Genomic DNA, 18,778 nt, shown 5'->3' on the forward strand with positions numbered 1-18,778 from the left:
CCGCCGGGGGGCGCGCCCGCCCGAGGGGTGGCCACCCCGGGGCGCGCCTGGGGTTGTTGGGGCTCGCTTGTGTACAGTAGTACACGGCGCTCGCCACGCCTAGCCTGGCGCTCCCTGGCTTGGCAACGCGTGGGGGGTTTAATTGATGACACGCCCTAATCATGCGGCTTGCATTGGGGCAGGATCGGCTGGTATCGAATGGATTGGCCATGCAGCACACCCCGCCAAAGTGGATCAGGCTTGCTGCTTGGCAAACACGTACCCCACGCCGCGTACGGTCAAGATGCGCTTGGGGTTCTTGACGTCTTCCTCTATGGCCGCGCGTATGCGGCCCATGTGCACGTCAATGGATCGATCGAAGGCTTCCAATTCCCGCCCGCGCACGGCTTCCATGATTTGATCGCGCGTCAGCACACGGCCTGCGCGTTCTGCCAACGCCACCAGGAGATCAAATTGATAGCTGGTCAGATCAGCCGGCTGACCAGCCAAGGTCACCACACGCGCATCTCGGTCAATTTCCAGGGCACCGAAGCGCATCAGTTTGTGCTCCGGCGTGGCACCTGTCTGATGGCGGCGCAACACGGCACGGATGCGGGCCAGCAGCTCTCTAGGTTCGAAAGGCTTGGGCAGATAGTCGTCGGCCCCCAGTTCCAGACCGATGATGCGGTCCATGGGATCACCCTTGGCAGTGAGCATCAATACGGGAACACGCGCCATGTCACCGGAGAATGCGCGAATGCGGCGGCAAACTTCCAGGCCGTCGACGTCGGGCAACATCAAATCCAGAATGACCAGATCGGCAGGCTTGTCCCGCAGCGCGGCCAGTCCGGACTCTCCATCCGTCATGTGAGTGACGGAAAAGCCTGACTGCGACAGGTACTCGCTAACCATGCCGGCCAGGCGGGTATCGTCCTCGATCATCAGCAGGTGGTGTGTACTCATGCGTTCCTTAATCCTTCATCGCCATGCTGCCTGCATTAGGACAGCCGCGCTTGTCGGAGACGTAAAGATAGGTAAACCCATGCCCTGTTTCAGCGCTTTCATTCAGTGTGACCATGCCCTGGTTTACATCGGAGAGTTGTCTGCTCTTCTACAGGCAATGCGCCTCACGCGCTGCCCACGTGCCTGCGCTGCACGCGCATGGCCACTGCCACCAACACCAGCACAGGCAGCCCCAATAGCGCGGTACTTGTGAAAAAGGTACTGTATCCAAAGGCGTTCACGTAGTCGCCAGAAAATCCGGCAACGAACTTCGGAGCCAATAACATCAACGAAGAAAAAAGCGCGTATTGCGTGGCTGAATAACTGATGTTGGTCAAACTGGACAAATAGCCCACAAAGGCTGCAGACGCAATTCCCGAGGCAAGGTTGTCCATGGAGATCACTGCAATCAGGGCGGGCACACTGTGTCCGTAGCCAGCCAGCCATGCAAACAGCAGATTGCTGCCTGCGCTCAGCACGGCGCCGAGCATGAGAATGCGCATCACGCCAAAACGCAGCGCCAGGCTCCCGCCCACAAAGGCGCCAACCAGCGTCATGATGACCCCGTAGATCTTGGTGACGGCCGCCACCTCATCTTTGGTGTAGCCCATGTCGACATAGAACGGATTGGCCATGATGCCCATCACCACATCGCTGATGCGATAGACCGCGATCAAGGCCAGGATCAATGCCGCTTGCCACTTATAGCGGCGAAAGAAGTCCGCGAACGGATCAATGAGCGCCGTTTGAATCCACTCTGCGGCACTCCGCGCACGCTGCAAGGGTACGTTGACCGGTTCGGAGGAATACAGGACAGTCAGCACCCCAATGACCATGGAGCAAGCCATGATCAGGTAGGCGGCCTGCCACGCTGAATTGTCATAGCCGCCAGTGGACCCTTGCGCCCGTGCGGCCAACCACAGCACGCCAGCGCCTGCCCAGATCATGGCCAGACGATAGCCTGTCTGGTAGCTGGCAGCCAAAGCCGGCTGGTGGTCTGCAGGGGCGGATTCAATCCGGTAGGCGTCCAGCGCAATATCCTGCGTAGCGGACGCGAAAGCCACCGCCAGCGAACACCACACGACGGTCATAAGCGACACACTGGGGTCTGCCATAGCCACCCCCACCAAGCCCGCCGCCACGCAGCACTGAGCCAGCAGCAGCCAACTGCGCCTACGCCCTAACCAGCGAGTGAGACCAGGCAGTGGCACACGGTCAACCAGCGGCGCCCAGACCCATTTGAAGCCATAGGCCAGACCCACCCAACTCAAATGGCCAATGGTGCTGCGGTCAATACCTGCTTCACGCAACCGAAAGGACAGCGTTCCCAGAACCAGCATCAACGGCAATCCGGCGGAAAAACCCAGGGCCAGCATCCGCAGGCTCGCCGGTTCCAGGTAAATCTTCAGGCTTTCAAGCCAGGACGGCTTGCGCGCTGACGCGGCTGAGGCTGAGTCCAGCGCCTGCTCAGACACAGGCCACTCCGGCAACGATCCTGTCGCTGGCGCGCAGGACGCCAAAGGCCCGGAGAGGGAAAGCGCTGCGAAGTGTTTCTTGGTTACTCATCGCTCTATTATTCACGCTGCCGGAACAGGATCTACCGGCATCAGCAAACCTTCCTTGATCTCTTCCATCACCACGTAACTGTTACTCTGAGCCGGAACGGGTACTTTGCGCAGGATTTGCCCCAACAGATCGCGGTATTCGCGCATGGCAGAAAGCCTGGCCTTGATGAGGTAGTCGAACGTGCCGGACACCAGGTGGCATTCCAGCACACGGGGTTCATGAAGCAGCTCTCGCCGCACCTGCTCAAAGACCTCAGCAGATTTGGACGAGAGCGTCAACTCAACAAACACCAGAAGGCCTCTACCCAGCGCTTCCGGGTCTACCCGCGCGTGGTAGCCCTTGATGACCCCTTCTCGCTCCATGCGCCGGACGCGTTCAGTGCAAGGGGAGGTGGAAAGCCCCACCCGCTCGGCAAGATCGGTCATGGAAATGCGGCCTTCACGCTGCAGTTCATGGAGTATTTTTCTGTCAATTCGGTCGAGGAAGTGCATTTCACTGACAAAACAGTTTCTATCAGTGAATTTTGATAGCTAATCAGCGAAGCATCAAGCAATTCAGTGATTTTTTTGGCGCACTCTTTCTTAGACTTTCTTCTCATTCGAGGAGACGGCGATGAAAGCAATTGTTCTTGGCGGCGGGGTGATCGGAGTCAGTACGGCCTACCATCTGGCGCAGGCTGGAGTCGAGGTAACTGTTCTGGAGCGCCAGCCTGGCGTGGCGCAAGAAACCAGCTTTGCCAACGCGGGCCAGGTATCGCCTGGGTATTCCACGCCATGGGCTGCCCCTGGAATTCCTCTCAAAGCCATGAAGTGGCTCATGCAGCGACATGCGCCGCTCGCCTGGAAACCAGACGGATCACTTTTTCAGTGGCGCTGGATGGCCGCCATGCTGCGCAATTGCACAGCCGAGCGTTATGGGGTGAATAAGGAGCGCATGACACGACTGGCTGAGTACAGCCGTGATCGCCTGCGGCAACTTCGCCTTGAAACCGGTATTGAGTACGAACAACGCACGCTGGGAACGCTGCAGGTTTTTCGCACTGCAGCTCAATTGGAGGCGGCCCGGCGCGACACCCAGGTATTGGATGCCTGTGGCGTTCCTTACCGGCTCATGACGAACAGCGACGCACTGCATGAAATCGAGCCCGCGCTGGCCCACGCAACCGGCTTGGTCGGAGGTTTGCACCTGCCTGGAGATGAAACTGGCGATTGCCATCGTTTCACGACGCAGTTGGCAGATCTGGCCAAGCAAAAAGGCGTGCGCTTGCGCTTCGGAACCCGCATTGCAGGCATGCTCACCAATGGTGACCGTATCACCGGAGTTCGGCTTGAAGGGGGTGAGGTCCTGGAGGCCGATCGCTACGTCCTGGCACTCGGCTGTTACTCACGTGAGTTGCTCGCACCATTGGGCCTGGATCTTCCGGTCTACCCCGTCAAAGGTTATTCCCTGACCGTGCCCCTGGTGGACGCTTCGCGTGCGCCCCAATCCACCGTCATGGATGAGACCTACAAAGTAGCCATCACGCGCTTTGACCAACGCATCCGTGTGGGCGGCATGGCCGAACTTGCAGGATTCGACCTCGCGCTCAACCCGCGTCGGCGAGCCACGCTGGAAATGGTTCTGGGCAATCTGTTTACCGGAGGCGACATCCCGCGCGCGCAGTTCTGGACAGGCCTGCGTCCCATGACCCCCGACAGCACCCCCATCGTGGGCCCTACCCGCTACGACAACCTTCTGCTCAACACTGGTCATGGCACGCTCGGCTGGACCATGGCTGCCGGCTCAGGCAAGTTGGTTGCAGACCTGGCCACGGGACGCCCCACCGACATCTCGATGGACGGGTTGACGCTGGACCGTTACGCAAAAAGCGGATTCGGTGCGGCGCCAGCTTGGCAACGTGCCTCTGCCTGAAGCGCCAGCGCGTGCCTGATCAGCCCGGTTTTGGGACCAGGTACCTGGCGTATCAGGTTCCGCGCACGAAGGGGTTACTGCGCCGTTCCTGTCCGAAGGTGCTTTCCGAACCATGGCCTGGAATGAAGACGGTGTCATCACCCATGGGCCATAGACGCTGGGTGATGCTGGAGATCAACTCTGGATGATTGCCACCGGGAAAATCGGTACGGCCGATGCCTCCGGAAAACAGCACGTCGCCTACGAAGGCCCGCTTGGCTTCCGGTGAATGAAACACGACATGTCCTGGCGTATGGCCCGGAGTGTGCCGAACGTTCAGCACGCTTTCACCCACTTGCACGGTATCGCCATCTTGCAGCCAACGTGAGGGCGTAAAGGGCTCCGCCTTGGGAAAACCAAACATCTGCGACTGCTGTGCAAGGCCGTCGATCCAGAACTGATCGCCCGGATGCGGGCCTGTGATCGGAAGACCATACCTTTTCGCCAATTCGGCCGTGCCGCCGGCGTGGTCAATGTGGGCGTGGGTGAGCCAGATCTGCTCCAACTTGAGGCCAAGCTCCCGGACAGCAGACTCAATTTTGTCCAGATCACCACCGGGGTCAATCACGGCGGCTTGGAGGGTTTGGTCACACCAGACGATGGAACAGTTCTGAGCAAAAGGTGTGACAGGAACCGTGAGGTATTTCAGCATGGGATTCTCGACATATCGGATAGCAAAGTTTCAAAAACTCAAAACATAATGTCAAAACGCCTTGATTCGAAACGACTTTTGGGAGCGTAGCATCACGCGGGCTGCGAAATTTTCGCCTGACTGCGAATCGCCCTTTGTTTCCAGTTCCGCCTAGTGGGTCCAGCGCAGAGAACCCATCCCAACTTGGAGCGGTTGAAACTCAAGGAACTCACTCAGATGCTCTTTCTAAGACAGACGGCCATGCTGTGTTCCTTCCCTGTTTGTTGCGCTGGCGAACCGCTATTGATGCCGTCCTTTGGCAATGGGCGTTGCAGTCCTAGTCACGGTGTGCTTTGCTACTTCAGTTTCAATGACACGTAAGGGGACTGCCCCTACAGGCAGGGCCTTCTCAATCACGAGCTCATCGCCATTGACGCGCAGTTCAGCCTGAAGATTTGTGAAGTCCTGGCACCATCGGGACTCGGCATCAAGGTCGCGTGTCATATCTCTCGATGCAGAGAGCGCAACCGCTCGAACTTGAAATCTTTCGTTGGCAGCCCCACCAGCTACTTCTACGCCGTAACCTGGCATGTCTGGCTTTTTGATGACCAAGCGGCCATCCTGAGCCAGTGTGGTCGACATGCCTTCTTGTACAGAGTACCCCAGCTTGGCCAATCCAAGAAGTACCGCCTGCCTGCGAGCAAGCGCAGTTTTGGATCGCAAAGCTTGAGAAAGTTCGTTTCGCCCCTCATCCGCCAACAAGCGGAGGGGCTCCACAGATCTCTGTTGGGTGGCTAGATCAACCTTGGCCTGCCAACTTGCCGCGTCGATTCCAGCCCTCGAAAACTCAGCTGTCACCAATTGCAGTTCCTTGATGGCTTGTTCGGCGGCAACGAAGGCTGTCTTTGCATTGCGAGCATCAATAAGCAGGCTATCCATGCGCATTGCGTATTGAGTCGTGTCACCGCTTTGCAGCAGAGATGCCAGGTGTGTATTCAACATCTCCGACGTACCGACGTCTCCCAACATGGCCAACTCAGTGATTGCTTTGAGCAGGGCCTCTTGGCGAGAGTCAACCTTGATCTGGTTGGCTTTCCACTGCTCCAAGGTTTGCGTGGTTTCACCAGCTCCCAGACGGCCAGCCAGTTGGCGTTGCCCTTCGGTCAACTGCTTGCCTTCTCGATTTGAAAGCAGCTGAATACCTTTTGCCAACAGCTGGTCGATTGCAGCGATGGATAGGTTCCCTGTTGCCGCCCCTTCGAGCTCGGCGATCAGGTTGGCATCGACACCGGCCTTTGCACGCAACGCTTTAGCCAATGCCTTGGCGTTCTGGCGGCCAGACACATCTCGGGCGCGCTCTCTTGCTTTGGCTTCAATGGCAGCCTGACGTCGCGTCTCAACATCGGATTGAAGATACCCGATTTCATTGTTCGCACCTTTGCTGAATGCTTGGAACTGATCCGCGCGGAGCAGCGTTTCCAGTGCATCGCGGCGCGAAACGGCGTTAGTCAACTCTTGCTCGGTTATCTGTCCAAACTGAGCGCATTGACGCCGCCAAATGTTCAGTGCTTGATCCAGTCGAGCCAGCAAAGACTCTCCCTGAGCCACCAACTCTTCTCTGGTCACAACCCGCACAACTTTGGGACCACTCATGCCGCCACCTCCAAGCGCAAAGCTGCTTGGACAGCGTCAGCAAGTCGCTGCCGCTCATCAGCACCGTTGTGATACCAGCCATGGGACGAAACCCTGTGTACCACGGGGATGGCCCGCCCCAAGACCTTGGAGCGCCACACCTCTCTAGCACGAGCGCGAGCGAGGAGCGCATGCCTTGGGGCATCACATTCAATGCCGATGGCAAACAATCCGGTGTCGGGGCGCTCTACTGCGTAGTCCAAGCCGAAGGCATCGCCTTCCTCCGACGCTTTGATGCTCAGGTTCAATGAGCGCAAAAACTCTCCCACAGCATCAATGAAGCCATCAGCAGATCGTTGAGGCTTCTGCGATGCCGTAGTTTCTCTCGAGATAGAGAGTCTTGAAAGCAGCGTCCGCGCCGAGCTGAATTCGCCGCCAGATACCGCCCTTGCATATTCCATGTAACCCTGAAGGAAATCCCGAGGTGTTGTGGGTGGGCGCCTGGTGGTCAGGATGTCGGATATATCGGATATTGGCATGGATGTCACCATGACAATCTTCTGCCGTGACCGAGTGACGGCGACATTCAGGCGGCGTTCTCCACCCTTTTGGCCCAGCACCCCAAAGTTCCTTCTGAACGTTCCTTGTTTGTTTCGTCCGAACGTCGATGAGAAGAAAATGACATCGCGCTCATCGCCTTGTACGTTCTCAACGTTCTTGACAAACACACCCATGTCCTCGCCGTCTTCATTGCGCTCGCTCTCCAGGCGGTAGGCTTCACGGAATTCTGGATCTTGCTCTGCGCGCAGTTCAAGTGCCTCCTCAATCAGGTCAGCCTGCTTCCGGTTGAATGTGACGACCCCAACGGACGGCCGCTGCGCATAGGGTGCCTTCCACATCTCCGCCAGCAACTCCACCACTTTGTTGGCTTCTTCGGGGTTGGTTTGATCTTGGTAGACGCCATCGACTCGAACCATCTCGATAGGTTTTTCTCGCAGAACTGTGGATTCTGGGTGGCGGACCGGTACGCTCAAGTCATTCCCATAGAAGGCTGCGTTGGAGTAGTTGATCAGCTCCCTGTATGCTGATCTATAGTGAATTTGCAGTCTCGCATTGGGCAAGCAGGTCCGAGCAAGTTGCAGAAGATCTGGACAGTCTTTGATTTCCCTGCGGTTCCAGGTCTCATCAAAGCTTTCGCGCTCGTCCTCCGTGGCATCTTCGTCCGGCATTTCGCCATCAAACGCCTGGGCCTCATCATTCTCGATCCTGCTGGAGAAGAACGCCGTTGGCGGCATTTGCTTCTCGTCTCCACTCACGATGGTCACCCGCGCCCTGAACAAGGACGGCAGCGCGAACTCGACGGGCATTTGAGACGCCTCGTCATAGATGACTTTGTCGAACAGCGCCGCTTTGAGTGGGAGGACGCGACTGGCGACATCCGGATTCATCAGCCAGATCGGACGGAGCTTCATCAGTCCAAGGCTGCTGCCCATGTCGATGAATTCTCGCAGACGTCGCGCACGTTGTCCTGTCAGGCGCGTGATGTCTTCCCAAGCTCTCAGTGGCGCGATGGAGCCTTGCTCGAAGTCCTCCTTCAGAAGTTCACGGTTGAGGGCGCGCATCTCAAGATCAAGGGTCTCAAGGCTCGCGATCTTGCTTTCGAGCTCGTGCCGCTCGAAAGCAAGTTCTGGTGTGGACTGTTCAAAGCTGTTCTTCCAGCCAAGTCGCGCTTCTCTGTTGAGGATCCTTCGAGTGAGCTCTTCAAGCTCATAAACCGGCACAACTTCAAGCTGAGCCTCTCTGGCCCGCATAGCTGCGAATGCTGAGGTGGCCAGTGGGCTCAGTCGTTGCGCTCGACCTCGGAACTGCTGGTATGCCGACAGGGACGGTAGCGCAGCATTAATTGAGTTGACGCTCGTCGCGTTGATCTCATTGGTCACGATGGCCCGTGAGCATCTCTGCACCCATTCTGGTTGCACCCAGCTCTCGAGTCTGTGGAGTGCCTTTTGGCTCTCTGCTCGAGCCTCGAAGCGGGCAAATGCGGCGTCGAATTCGGCAAAGAGCTTCAAGACTGCATCTTTGGATTCCTTAGCGACAGCCTCATCCATACGCTCAGGCCACGGAGCGATAGCCAGGTGGGATGCCAGCACTGATGTTCCTGTAACGTCCCCCAGCGTTCGCGCCAATGTAGGCAGGAGTGTCAAACCGGCATCTGCCTCGAGTTCAGGCAGTTTGAGTTGCGCATGGACCTCCACGATCCGAGCCCGAATGGGGCGCCATTTCAGTTCAAGTGTCGCAGCAGATATCAGCGCCTCAAGGCGTTGCGGTGTCCCTGTATCTCCCAAGTCCTTGAGAAACCGAACGACTTGCCTCTTTCTCAACGCTTTGAATGGATTGAACTTGCCAAGCATTCCGCTGGGAGCACTGGCCTCGGTGGCGAGATCCTTCAACTTGGTGAGCCTGGCCGCTTCTACCTTGGTCAACGCGGGCGACAACTGCCCGTCGTGATCAGCGGATCGGCATGAAGTGAGATCATCTCGGAGGGCTGACAGCTCTGAAATCAAGCGATCGCCAGGCCGGTCTGCGTGCCGGAACAAGGGCAGCCATCTGGCCAACGTCAGTCTCTGCTCGTCGGGCAGATCCAAGAACTCGTGCCCATGCGCAGCCAGCCAGGCTCGATGTGGCGAAGGATCGTCCACTTCAAAGCTGCTTGAGCGGGTCATCAGCACATCGACCCGTAGCGCTTCGCACTGTGCAAAGTGCTTGAAAGCTTCGGTGAAGTCCTCCAGCGTGGCTTGATCCGGTGCGAAGGGCAAGAGCGGAGCCAGCCCGCTGCCCTCGTATTTCGCAGGCAACCAGTGGCGGACCAGAGGTGCAATTTCCTCCTCCAGTGAGGCCAATTCGCCCACACTCACCCGATCCAAGAGTGGGCGAAGGGCTGGGATATCGAGGGGCGGCGCGGGCTCTTCCAGCCGAATCAACTCACCCAGCACCGTTCTGTAGCTGGTGCCGATTCGATCATCAACACGGTGGAGCGCCTCGTGATGTCGGTCGATGGCGCCCTCAAGCGCATCAATTCGGGCTGCAGTAGCCTCTCGCTTTCGTCGAACCGCTGCGACGGGGTCAATACTGCGGCGAGCAAACTCCTCGAGTTGCTCCCGCACCATTCGAATGATGGGCATTCGATCGCGGTTGACGTCGTTGACCATGACGATACGTTGCCCTAGCCCTTCAGCAATGAGCCGCTTGCAAACCACTTCGAGCGCCGCGTGCTTTTGGCAGACGATCAATAGACTTTGCCTTCGACCAATAGCGTCACAAACCATGTTGACGATCGTTTGGCTCTTGCCGGTGCCTGGTGGACCTTCCACCAAAAGACCTGGGGCTTCGCGACTAAGCAACACGGCTTCTTCTTGAGAAGGATCGCTGTGGACCGTGAAAAAACGATCGACTTCTCGCGAAGCTTGTGCCCCCTTCTCGTCGCCATGGGGCTTTGCATTCAAACGTAGCGCCGTCTCAAGGCCAGTCCCCGCAGGCGACCGCTCTTTCAACGTACGAATATCCTCACCAATCGCCTGGCCCATGAAAGTCACATGGAACAACACGGCGGAGCAATCCAATTCATTGCTTCGTGGTGCCACTTGTGTCTTGGGGCCTGGTAGTTGGCCAAGCGCACGGGATCGTGGCGCTGCGAGGGTACCGAACGCGTCGATGACGTCGGCGGCCGTCAATGCGGATCGCCCCAGAACCTCTGCCGCAGCTTGCTGCCACGCCTTTGCTGCCTCAGGCCCCAAGATGGCGTCAAGCGCCGGGTTGAGCCGAACTTCCTCGCGATCATTGTCAAAGCTCAGTGTCGCGTTACCTCGTGTCCCCACCTCGTGATGCAAGCGAACGGGCCATAGCAACACCGGTGCGATCCGCGTGGACGAGCCGGTTCTGCCGTCCTTGGTCAGAATAAAGGGGAACCCCAGATAAAGGCCATCAATCCCCGTGTCACGCTTGTAAAGCTGGTTGTGGCGCTCCAGGCTTTGAAGCCTGGAGCCGGTTGAACTTTCAGGTCTATCTAGTGCTGCTGGATCCAGCGTAACGGAGCGCTCACTGCGCTGAATCAAGTGATTGAGCAGAGCGCTGGCATCTAGTCGGCTTGTTTGAAGTTCTGACAAGTCCACGCGTGGTGAACTTCTTGCAATGGTCATCCGCACCAGTGGTCCCCGCAGGACTGCGCTCACTACCTTCTTCTCAAAGAAGTCAAGAATCTGAGAGATGTACTGCTGCTTCTGTGGTTCTTGCCATTCCTCCTGAGGGATGGACAGCAACACAAGGGCCTTCGAGAGGGGCAGGCGCTTCTCTAGCCTGAACTGGTCTGCCCATTCATTCAGGGGCGCAAAGGCGCATTTGGCAAAGCCTTCAATGCGCTCCGCGACCGCTTGGAGTATCTCGCCGCGTGGCCATTGGATGATGTCCTGCGCGCTCGTTTCGTCGAAAATCAATACGCCAGCCTGCCGGGCCAAGCCCCCCGCTTCATTGACGATGGCATCACAAGATCGAAACTGACTGATTGCTGCACTCAGGACAACGATGAGGTCTTCCTCGCTGACGCTTCGTCGTTCCAACAAATTGAGCAACCCATGGTGTTCTGAGTCCGGCAGATACTTTATGCGTTCTTCCCATTCAGCGGCAAGGCGGGCTCGCGAGGTACTGAGGAGGTTGATGCGGAGCGTGTCTTCGTCGAGATCGATGGACAAGTTGTGGGCACGTGTCCGGACCGCAATGGCACGAGACTTGAGCCGGAGAAGCCAGTTCTCTGCATCAAGTTCGGAAAGCAGATCCGGTACAGCGCCAGACACCAGGTCGTAACCTTCGATCGGATGGTCGAGCAGCCATTTCGGGGTGACGATATCTCCCCGGTAGATCGGAGGCATCTCTGGATTGAGTACCTTCAGCGCAACCAGCAGGCGACAGTCCTCGTCAATGGTGTCGATTTTGGCGATGCGGCGAAGGCCCGCCAGGACTTGCGGTGCGAAGGCTGCGTCTTGTGCCCAGGTAGTGATGCTGCCCCGAGTGAAGTGATCTTGAGCTTCTGCCCAATTGGCGGCCTCTGCGGCGGCCAAGGCATAAGTCTGCGGCGAAAAATATGGGTTGCCACCAAGCGTAAGGCGCGGGCCTCGGCATTGATCTCCTCTAAGCGTTGCCAACGGAGGGGCATAGGGCGCATGGCCGTCAAGCCAATCTTGTACTTCAGACCATTTCCATCGTTGATGTCGATCTCGTGCAAGCAGGCCCCTGAGTAGCACTTCTATGTCTGCAGGCAACCCAGCGGGCAAAGTGACCCCGTGCGAGAGAATGTGAATGAGGAATGCGTGCTGATTGACGCCCTCAAAACACGCTCCTCGCGTGATTTGTTCCAGGAGGACGATGCCAAGGCTCCACCAGTCTGATGCAGCTGCGACGCCTCCCGCCACGGCTTCCGGAGCCATGTATCTGGTCACCTCGAGCGGAGAGACAATGTCCAGGTCGAACTCGGAAAGGCGAGCAGACCCAAAGCCTCCAATGACAAGGTCCAATGGATCGCGGTTGCGAACGAGGAGTGTTCCTGGCCGGATATCTCGATGCCGAAGGCCAGATTCCGCCAGGGCATCCAATGCTTTGCCAAGTTCATAGACGATCCGTCGAACAGAGGTGGCGTCATCTACGACGATGCCCAGGTCCGCCAAGGTGCCTCCGGTTAGTTCCTCCGCGACTTCAAAGGCGCGATCATTCCAGCGGCCCGTTGCGAAGATCTCCGGAACGTGCTCCAGCGATACGCGACGCAGTGCGTCGTACACAGACGGATCTGGCTCGGCACCATGGTGGTACAGCGTCAAAACGCCTGAGCGATCAGAGTCTGTTTCTTCGACCAGGTAACGATCTCGCAATCCAACAGCACTGCTGATCGCGCGAAGCACCCGCCACCCCCCTATGACAGTCTCCTCCGCCTGTCCAGGCGCCGGCTGCGTCGATGGCGTTGCGGCAACTTCTGTTTGAGCAAGGTCTGCGCCGCAGACCGAACATATCAGGTCGCCCGCTTCCATGCCGTGGCCATTGGCGCATGTGAGCGTAGCTGGTGGCTGTGGGGCTTGCGCGGGGATCACGGGTGCTGGGCGCCAGCCGGTGGGACGAATGGAGACGTCCAACAGATTCCAGTCGCAGCGATGGGCGCCAATCGTGCCTTCGCAGAACATCTCTGTGAGAGCTCGCTCAGTTTGGCAGTTCGGGCAAAACCGAACAAGCGTCTGGTCGTTCATAAAATTTTCGGTGCTTCTGTGATGTGTGCCACATGGCCGCTCTCGCGCAGCATTGCCGCGAGGCGATGCATGTCTGCCTTGCGCGGAATACCGGCCAACCACACGGTGCCTTCGTCGTCAAACATGACATCCAGGCTTTTGTCTGAGTCACCCAGTTGCCGCTCGTATTGACCGAAGACGGCCTCTCCCAGCTCAGAGAGGAAGTGAAGACGCTGATTGTCGCTGCCTCTGAGAGGCTTTGTTTGATCCGCATCCCCGACATAAGGGTCCGTGATCAATGCGTCGATCAACCCCCGACGCAACTCTTGATGTGCGTCCAGCCGCTCTAGATCGTATCCACTGTAGACGAGCACATTGGCCGCGCGCCTGTGAGCTTTGATGCGTTTCAGCAGATCAAACAACCCCGCAGCCTGATCGAAAGGCTCACCACCGGAAATCGTGACGCCGTCGCATTCGTTCATCCAGGGGGCTATCCGCCGGATGACATCTTCCGCCATGACGTCACCCTCACGAAATCGCCACGTGTCTCGCGAGATGCAACCCGCACATCGGATCGAGCATCCCTGGAACCAAATGCCGATACGTCGCCCAGGGCCTAGCGTTGTGACGGGGTAATGGATCCGCGAAAGTGAGAGCTTCATGCTCACTCCTCGGTCAATCTGATCTGCCCCTCTCCGATGGCATCGACTCGAAGTCTTGCGCCTGTCTTGACGTCCATATCAAACAACGCACGGGAAAGTGGGTTCACCAAGTGAGCCTCCACTTGATTGCGGATGCCGCGCCCGCCATTAGAAAGATCATGCAAGCAAAGCCCACGTAAGCTCTTTCTGGCAGCATCACAGATGCCGATCGTCAGCCCTTGTGACAGCAAATCAGCTGTAATGCTGTCAACCATTTGCTCAAATATCTGCAGGGCGACGTCCTCCCTGATGAAGTCGAAGACGATGATGTTCTCGCCAATTCGGTTCAGGATTTCAGGACGGTTCAGGACAAGCTTGAAGTGCCGATCTATCTCTGATTCAACCCGCCCCTTTACAACATCGTATGGCTCTGATGAGGAGACGTTGAGCACACGCGCTCCGTCATCGGTGGCTTTGTAGATTCCAAGGTTCGATGTGAAGATGATGAGCGCCTCGGAGAAGTACACCCGGTCACCTCGACCAGAGGTCAGCACACCATCATCGAGTATTTGGAGAAACTTATCCAGGACTTTGGGGTGGGCCTTCTCGATCTCGTCGAAGAGTACGATGCTGAAAGGCTTCTCGCGAATCGCATTGGTAAGTTCGCCACCGGCGTCGTACCCCACATAGCCAGGCGGCGCACCGATCAGGCGCTGATCGGCGTGTTCTGCGCTGAACTCGGACATGTCAAAGCGAATATATGCGCTCTCATCGCCGAACAGCAGGCTTGTCATGGTCTTGGCCAACTCGGTTTTGCCCACGCCTGTTGGGCCGGCAAGAAAGGCAACACCCCTGGGGCGTCCACCACGTTTGCCGCCACCCACCCCCGTCATTGCGCGCTTGACGATGTCAAGCATGTGCGTGACCGCATCGGATTGACCTTTGACGCGTTGACGGACTAACGTTTCAGCATTCCTGATCTTGTCGCGGTCGATCTTCAGCCACGGATCTTCGGTGACGCCTACCTTGTAGCGACGGACAGCGTCAGCAATCTTGTCTATAGTGACCCCCTCCACTCTTGCCAATAGCGCAATGGCATTCATGTCCAGCAGCAGCATGCCTTCCGTGCCATCCACAAAGGCATCAATAGACTTCTGTACCAGCGTCTGATCAGCGTTTGCGGTACTGGCCAGCGGTCGAACCAGTGCCGAGGCGAGCGCCCTTCGCGCTTCGCCATTGGGACGCGAAATCGGAATGTGTCGAATCCTGGGGTTGGCGACCAGAAGCCAATCAGGCAGATCGGCTTCACGTTCTGTGATCCAGACGATGGAGTTGAAATAGGGTTTGCGATCAGGGCCCGCAGGGCGGCTGCGGGCTTTGTGAGAAAGCATCAATGCCCTCGTGAAGAGTTGCTGTTCGGCGCTGGTCAAATCTGATGGTCGGGCAATCAGTCTGGCAGCGAAATCCACAATGAGTGCTACTGGCTCGCCCTGTCGCTCAACCAGCTGCGCCAAGACCGATGAAAGCATGTCAATGCCGCCCGCAGCACGACCATTGGCGACGACGAGGCCAAGCTGTGTCAACACCGATTCAGCGGGGGCAGGGTCCTCTCCTGGTTGGGTGATGCAACTGAAGCCAAGAATAGGTTCATACAGGATGGCGTGGGCATACCCCCCTTGGCGAAAGCTGGCGGCGAGCAATTGCGCAAGAGGCAGCACCGTCACGACACCTGGGGAAACCTCCGCGATTTGTTGATCCCTGACGTTGCCAGACAGAACGAACTGACTTTTGAGAGGTAAGAACCTGTCCAGGTCCTTTTGCCACCTTGGGCGCTCGTACGGGCGTACGGACTCCATCATCTACTCCAGTGCTTGTAACATTTGACGTTATCAGTAAACTACCATAAGTTGTGACGCCATACGGCGTGGCCCGCAACGGGTCATCTTGGGTTCTGGTGGATTCCCGTGAAGCTCATGACCGAATTGCAGGTATGAAGAAGGGCAACTTGCAGGCGTGTTCATTCTCACAGGACCGTCACTGCAGCATCGTCAGCCCTTAGCCATCCCATGTTCCCGGCTAGATTTCAATCTGCTAGGTGGCGGGTTCCGAAATCAGGGTAAGTTGGCTGGACTGACAGCGGTCGATTGCCTCAACAGCCACTGAAAACAACTCGGGGTCATTTGCCCCGGGCCCATGACACCGCAGCCTTGCAGTCGCGACAGATGCCCGCCCTCGCGCAAGTCGGATGAGCGGGTCGACAGACCACCGAGTATGGAATCGATCCACCAACTCCACATGGCCAAGGCCGACCATGCTGATCAATTGCTTTAGCAGTTCGATGTCGGACTGCTCAACCTCTGGCGCTGGTCGTTAGAGTGTTCAGCACAGTCAAATTGCAAGACTTTGAAATCCGTTGCTCAGGAGCGAGTCAAGCTTGGAGTGCTACTTGGATGCGAAACACTCCAGTTCTACCCGAGCGTTAAACGCCAGGCCTGACGAGCCGAAGGCGCTTCGCGCTGGGAATTTTCCCTTCTGGAAGTAGGTCTGATAAACCTCATTGAAGGCGTTCCACTCCTTCATGTCCGCAAGCATCGCAGTGCACTTGACGACATCGGCCATCGAATAACCGTGAGCTTCGAGCGAGGTCTTGATGTTCTCCAGCACCTGCTTGGATTCGCCAGAAATACCGCCAGGTGCGAGATTGAGCGAGCCAGGAATGTTGCCGATCTGACCGGACATCCAGAGAGTGTTGCCTACCTGAACGGCTTCAGAAAATGGGAGGGTTGTCGGCAGAATTTTGCCGGAATTCTTGTACTGCGGGGCGCTAGCGCACGCCGTCAGAGTTGCTACAGCAGCCACTGCGATGATGATGTTGGAAATGCGTCCGATGTTCATGATAACGGTACTTTCTTGGTTGAATCAGGGGGTGCCAACAGCGTTCAAGAAGGTCTGGATGTCAGACATGTCGTTGAACACTGAGGGCGAAATGCGGGCATGGTTCGCGCGCAGCGTGATGACCACGTTTGCTGCGGCGAGACGGGGCGACAGCCGTGCTGCGTCCTGATAGGCAAACGTAACGATGGGAGACGTACTGTCGGGTGGCGTGACCACCTGGAAACCTTTGCTGCGCAGCCCACTCTGCAACGCCTGGAGCATTGGTTGACGATAGGACTGGATTGCGTTTACCCCAACGCTCTGAATCCAATCCAGCGATGCCGCACACGCTGTCTCTACAGCACTGGCTGGGAAAGACCCCATAAAGTAGCCGGCGACACTGTTTATTTGTTCGCTTTCGTATGGAACGACACCCGGTGGGTCGAGTGGGTAGACATGCAGAATTGGGGCGGCAAAGTTCCGCGTTTGGCGATAGCCGTACCAGGGACGTTTGAGCTGCGGAAGCAGGGACTTGCGAACATAGAGGAACGCGAAGCCGAAGTCGCCCATCAGCCACTTGTAGGTTCCGCACGCTGCGAAGTCCACCCCCATTGCTTTCACGTCGATGGGCACAACGCCTGCCGATTGAATCAGGTCTACGTAGACCAGCGCGCCGCGCGAGTGCGCCAGATCGCACAATGCCTTCAGGTCATGGGTGAAGCCGTTGTAGAGCGAAACGTGGGATACGGCCACAAGCTTAGTGCCTGGCGTAATGACGGTCGCCATATCGGACATCGAGATTCGATACTCGCCATCCATCTTCACGGTCACGACGTCCAGCCCCTGCTTCTTGTATTGCTCGTACATGTAGAACGAGCCCACGAAGTGCAACGCATCGGTGACCACGCGACCGCCCGATTCGGGCAGTCCCATTGCCTTGGTCACCAGGTACTCGCCCATGGACGTCGAGGGCACATAGGTCACCTCGTCAGCATCGGCGTTGATGAGCTGTGCGAACCTCGCAGTAGCGCTGACTGAGCCACTCGCAAGCGACAGCTTGGCCTCCCCATATTTTTTCAGAGCGTCCGTGGCCGCCTGATTCCAGGGATGGTCAGCAGCCGAATTCAGAAACACCTTGCCGGCCACGCCGGGAAACATAGCCTTGGCAGGCAGTATGGTGGATGCCTCTGCGCTCGACATCACCCCGCCACCGCCGCAAGCCGACACCTGGGTGAGAAGCGAGGTCGCCAAAGTGGCACCCCCGGCCTTCTTGAAAAAACTCCTCCGCGCAACGTCCATATACCCTCCAACAATCAACATAGTGTTAAATACCAGAGCGAACCTCAGGTAGTGTGGTTCGCCCTCGGACACAACCAGCGCTCGCGCTCGCGCGCAGATGCGCATTTGCTGCATAGTGCAATCAATGCGCCAAGTATCAACATTTTGTTGAAATATTGAACAAGGGTGAACCCTATGAGGGATGCCGGTAATTACTTCGCCGAAGTGATACCTTCGCGTTCGCGGAGGATATCGAGATAGTTGTATATGGTGAACCGGGTAACGCCTAGAGCCTGCGCCACACGACCTACGCCACCGCGTACGAGGAGTACTCCTCTGCTCACCATAGGCTTGAGGGCTTCAAGCTTTTCGTCGCGGCTCATCTCGCGCACAGGCTTGCCCAACCGTGCCACCGCCTCTTCCACGATAGTGCGCATTAGAACTTCAAGGTCTTGCTCTTTGGGCGCCGCAGGTACTTCGACAGCAGGTGAGTGAGGCTCTTGCCGGGGTGGCTCGCTCGCGCCAGCAGGTGTCAGGAATCCTTCCAGCCAGCGCATAGCGTCTTTGACTAATTGCAAGTCCGAGTTCAGGCAGAGCGCGAGAAACGGCACCCCGTCCTGATCTCTGAAGACAACGGTCGCCGACTTAAGTGGCCGCCCGTCAGGTGCGAGTGTCGGATAGTCCAAAATGACGGAATGCTGGTTGCCCCCGGGCTGGGACAACTCGCGTCTGGCAGCCAGAAACGCTTTGTCATTCAAGGGGCCACCCAGAAGCGAGGCGCCTGTCGAACGTCCAGTCACATGTCCGTTTGCGATGTAGATGACCGAGTTCTCGGGCTTACACAGGTCGTGCAGCACGATTTCCACGTGTGGTCCAACCATCGACTGCCAGGCAGGAAGAGTTACCTTGATGGCGGCAAGGATATGCGCTCGTGTCGGGTCCATGGGTGCCTGGCAAAAGGA

Annotated in this window: 12 protein-coding genes; 1 reads left to right on the top strand and 11 read right to left on the bottom strand. The window is 57.5% G+C overall.

Annotation, left to right across the window (positions count from 1 at the left end; translation table 11 throughout):
- Window positions 1-234 precede the first annotated feature (234 nt).
- From ABIE13_RS24785 to ABIE13_RS24795, 3 genes are all read right to left on the bottom strand, one after another.
- A complete protein-coding gene (locus ABIE13_RS24785; protein ID WP_354448521.1) occupies window positions 235-942 on the bottom strand; it encodes a response regulator transcription factor in 708 nt (235 codons plus the stop codon).
- 164 nt (window positions 943-1,106) lie between these two features.
- On the bottom strand, window positions 1,107-2,357 hold the full coding sequence (locus ABIE13_RS24790) for an AmpG family muropeptide MFS transporter (protein ID WP_436278484.1): 1,251 nt from the start codon (window positions 2,355-2,357) through the stop codon (window positions 1,107-1,109).
- A 201-nt stretch (window positions 2,358-2,558) separates the two neighbouring features.
- The gene (locus ABIE13_RS24795) at window positions 2,559-3,038 is read right to left on the bottom strand and encodes a winged helix-turn-helix transcriptional regulator (protein ID WP_354448525.1); all 480 of its coding nucleotides are present in this window, start codon (window positions 3,036-3,038) and stop codon (window positions 2,559-2,561) included.
- Between the two features lie 121 nt (window positions 3,039-3,159).
- Between ABIE13_RS24795 and ABIE13_RS24800 the strand changes: the two genes are divergently transcribed.
- Entirely contained in the window at window positions 3,160-4,458 is a 1,299-nt protein-coding gene (locus ABIE13_RS24800; protein WP_354448527.1) for a D-amino acid dehydrogenase, read from the top strand.
- A 52-nt stretch (window positions 4,459-4,510) separates the two neighbouring features.
- Here the strand turns inward: ABIE13_RS24800 and ABIE13_RS24805 are convergent, their stop codons facing one another.
- From ABIE13_RS24805 to ABIE13_RS24840, 8 genes are all read right to left on the bottom strand, one after another.
- Window positions 4,511-5,149 carry an MBL fold metallo-hydrolase gene (locus ABIE13_RS24805; protein WP_354448528.1) on the bottom strand — a complete coding sequence of 213 codons (639 nt, stop codon included), beginning with the start codon at window positions 5,147-5,149 and terminating at the stop codon, window positions 4,511-4,513.
- Between the two features lie 279 nt (window positions 5,150-5,428).
- The gene (locus ABIE13_RS24810; RefSeq protein ID WP_354448530.1) at window positions 5,429-6,781 is read right to left on the bottom strand and encodes a hypothetical protein; all 1,353 of its coding nucleotides are present in this window, start codon (window positions 6,779-6,781) and stop codon (window positions 5,429-5,431) included.
- The gene (locus ABIE13_RS24815; protein WP_354448532.1) at window positions 6,778-13,044 is read right to left on the bottom strand and encodes an AAA domain-containing protein; all 6,267 of its coding nucleotides are present in this window, start codon (window positions 13,042-13,044) and stop codon (window positions 6,778-6,780) included. Before ABIE13_RS24815 ends, ABIE13_RS24810 begins: the two co-directional genes overlap by 4 nt.
- The gene (locus tag ABIE13_RS24820; RefSeq protein ID WP_354448533.1) at window positions 13,041-13,685 is read right to left on the bottom strand and encodes a 4Fe-4S single cluster domain-containing protein; all 645 of its coding nucleotides are present in this window, start codon (window positions 13,683-13,685) and stop codon (window positions 13,041-13,043) included. The genes ABIE13_RS24815 and ABIE13_RS24820 overlap by 4 nt, the downstream gene beginning before the upstream one ends.
- Window positions 13,686-13,687: 2 nt before the next feature.
- Window positions 13,688-15,520, bottom strand: a complete 1,833-nt coding sequence (locus tag ABIE13_RS24825; protein ID WP_354448534.1) for an AAA family ATPase — start codon at window positions 15,518-15,520, stop codon at window positions 13,688-13,690.
- A gap of 586 nt (window positions 15,521-16,106) precedes the next feature.
- Window positions 16,107-16,559 (bottom strand): RidA family protein, encoded by a 453-nt coding sequence (locus tag ABIE13_RS24830; protein WP_354448535.1) that lies wholly within the window; start codon window positions 16,557-16,559, stop codon window positions 16,107-16,109.
- A 24-nt stretch (window positions 16,560-16,583) separates the two neighbouring features.
- Window positions 16,584-17,837, bottom strand: coding sequence for an aminotransferase class V-fold PLP-dependent enzyme (locus ABIE13_RS24835; protein ID WP_354448536.1), 1,254 nt, complete (start codon window positions 17,835-17,837; stop codon window positions 16,584-16,586).
- A gap of 191 nt (window positions 17,838-18,028) precedes the next feature.
- On the bottom strand, window positions 18,029-18,760 hold the full coding sequence (locus tag ABIE13_RS24840) for a helix-turn-helix transcriptional regulator (RefSeq protein WP_354448537.1): 732 nt from the start codon (window positions 18,758-18,760) through the stop codon (window positions 18,029-18,031).
- Window positions 18,761-18,778: the final 18 nt, after the last annotated feature.

This window comes from Ottowia thiooxydans (assembly GCF_040548795.1).
Lineage (GTDB): Bacteria > Pseudomonadota > Gammaproteobacteria > Burkholderiales > Burkholderiaceae_C > Ottowia > Ottowia thiooxydans_A.

What these genes read in the sequence shown, in the direction of transcription:
- ABIE13_RS24785 (WP_354448521.1), bottom strand. Translation starts at nt 942, where the DNA reads ATGAGTACACACCACCTGCTGATGATCGAGGACGATACCCGCCTGGCC.
- ABIE13_RS24790 (WP_436278484.1), bottom strand. Translation starts at nt 2,357, where the DNA reads ATGCTGGCCCTGGGTTTTTCCGCCGGATTGCCGTTGATGCTGGTTCTG.
- ABIE13_RS24795 (WP_354448525.1), bottom strand. Translation starts at nt 3,038, where the DNA reads ATGCACTTCCTCGACCGAATTGACAGAAAAATACTCCATGAACTGCAG.
- ABIE13_RS24800 (WP_354448527.1), top strand. Translation starts at nt 3,160, where the DNA reads ATGAAAGCAATTGTTCTTGGCGGCGGGGTGATCGGAGTCAGTACGGCC.
- ABIE13_RS24805 (WP_354448528.1), bottom strand. Translation starts at nt 5,149, where the DNA reads ATGCTGAAATACCTCACGGTTCCTGTCACACCTTTTGCTCAGAACTGT.
- ABIE13_RS24810 (WP_354448530.1), bottom strand. Translation starts at nt 6,781, where the DNA reads ATGAGTGGTCCCAAAGTTGTGCGGGTTGTGACCAGAGAAGAGTTGGTG.
- ABIE13_RS24815 (WP_354448532.1), bottom strand. Translation starts at nt 13,044, where the DNA reads ATGAACGACCAGACGCTTGTTCGGTTTTGCCCGAACTGCCAAACTGAG.
- ABIE13_RS24820 (WP_354448533.1), bottom strand. Translation starts at nt 13,685, where the DNA reads ATGAAGCTCTCACTTTCGCGGATCCATTACCCCGTCACAACGCTAGGC.
- ABIE13_RS24825 (WP_354448534.1), bottom strand. Translation starts at nt 15,520, where the DNA reads ATGGAGTCCGTACGCCCGTACGAGCGCCCAAGGTGGCAAAAGGACCTG.
- ABIE13_RS24830 (WP_354448535.1), bottom strand. Translation starts at nt 16,559, where the DNA reads ATGAACATCGGACGCATTTCCAACATCATCATCGCAGTGGCTGCTGTA.
- ABIE13_RS24835 (WP_354448536.1), bottom strand. Translation starts at nt 17,837, where the DNA reads ATGGACGTTGCGCGGAGGAGTTTTTTCAAGAAGGCCGGGGGTGCCACT.
- ABIE13_RS24840 (WP_354448537.1), bottom strand. Translation starts at nt 18,760, where the DNA reads ATGGACCCGACACGAGCGCATATCCTTGCCGCCATCAAGGTAACTCTT.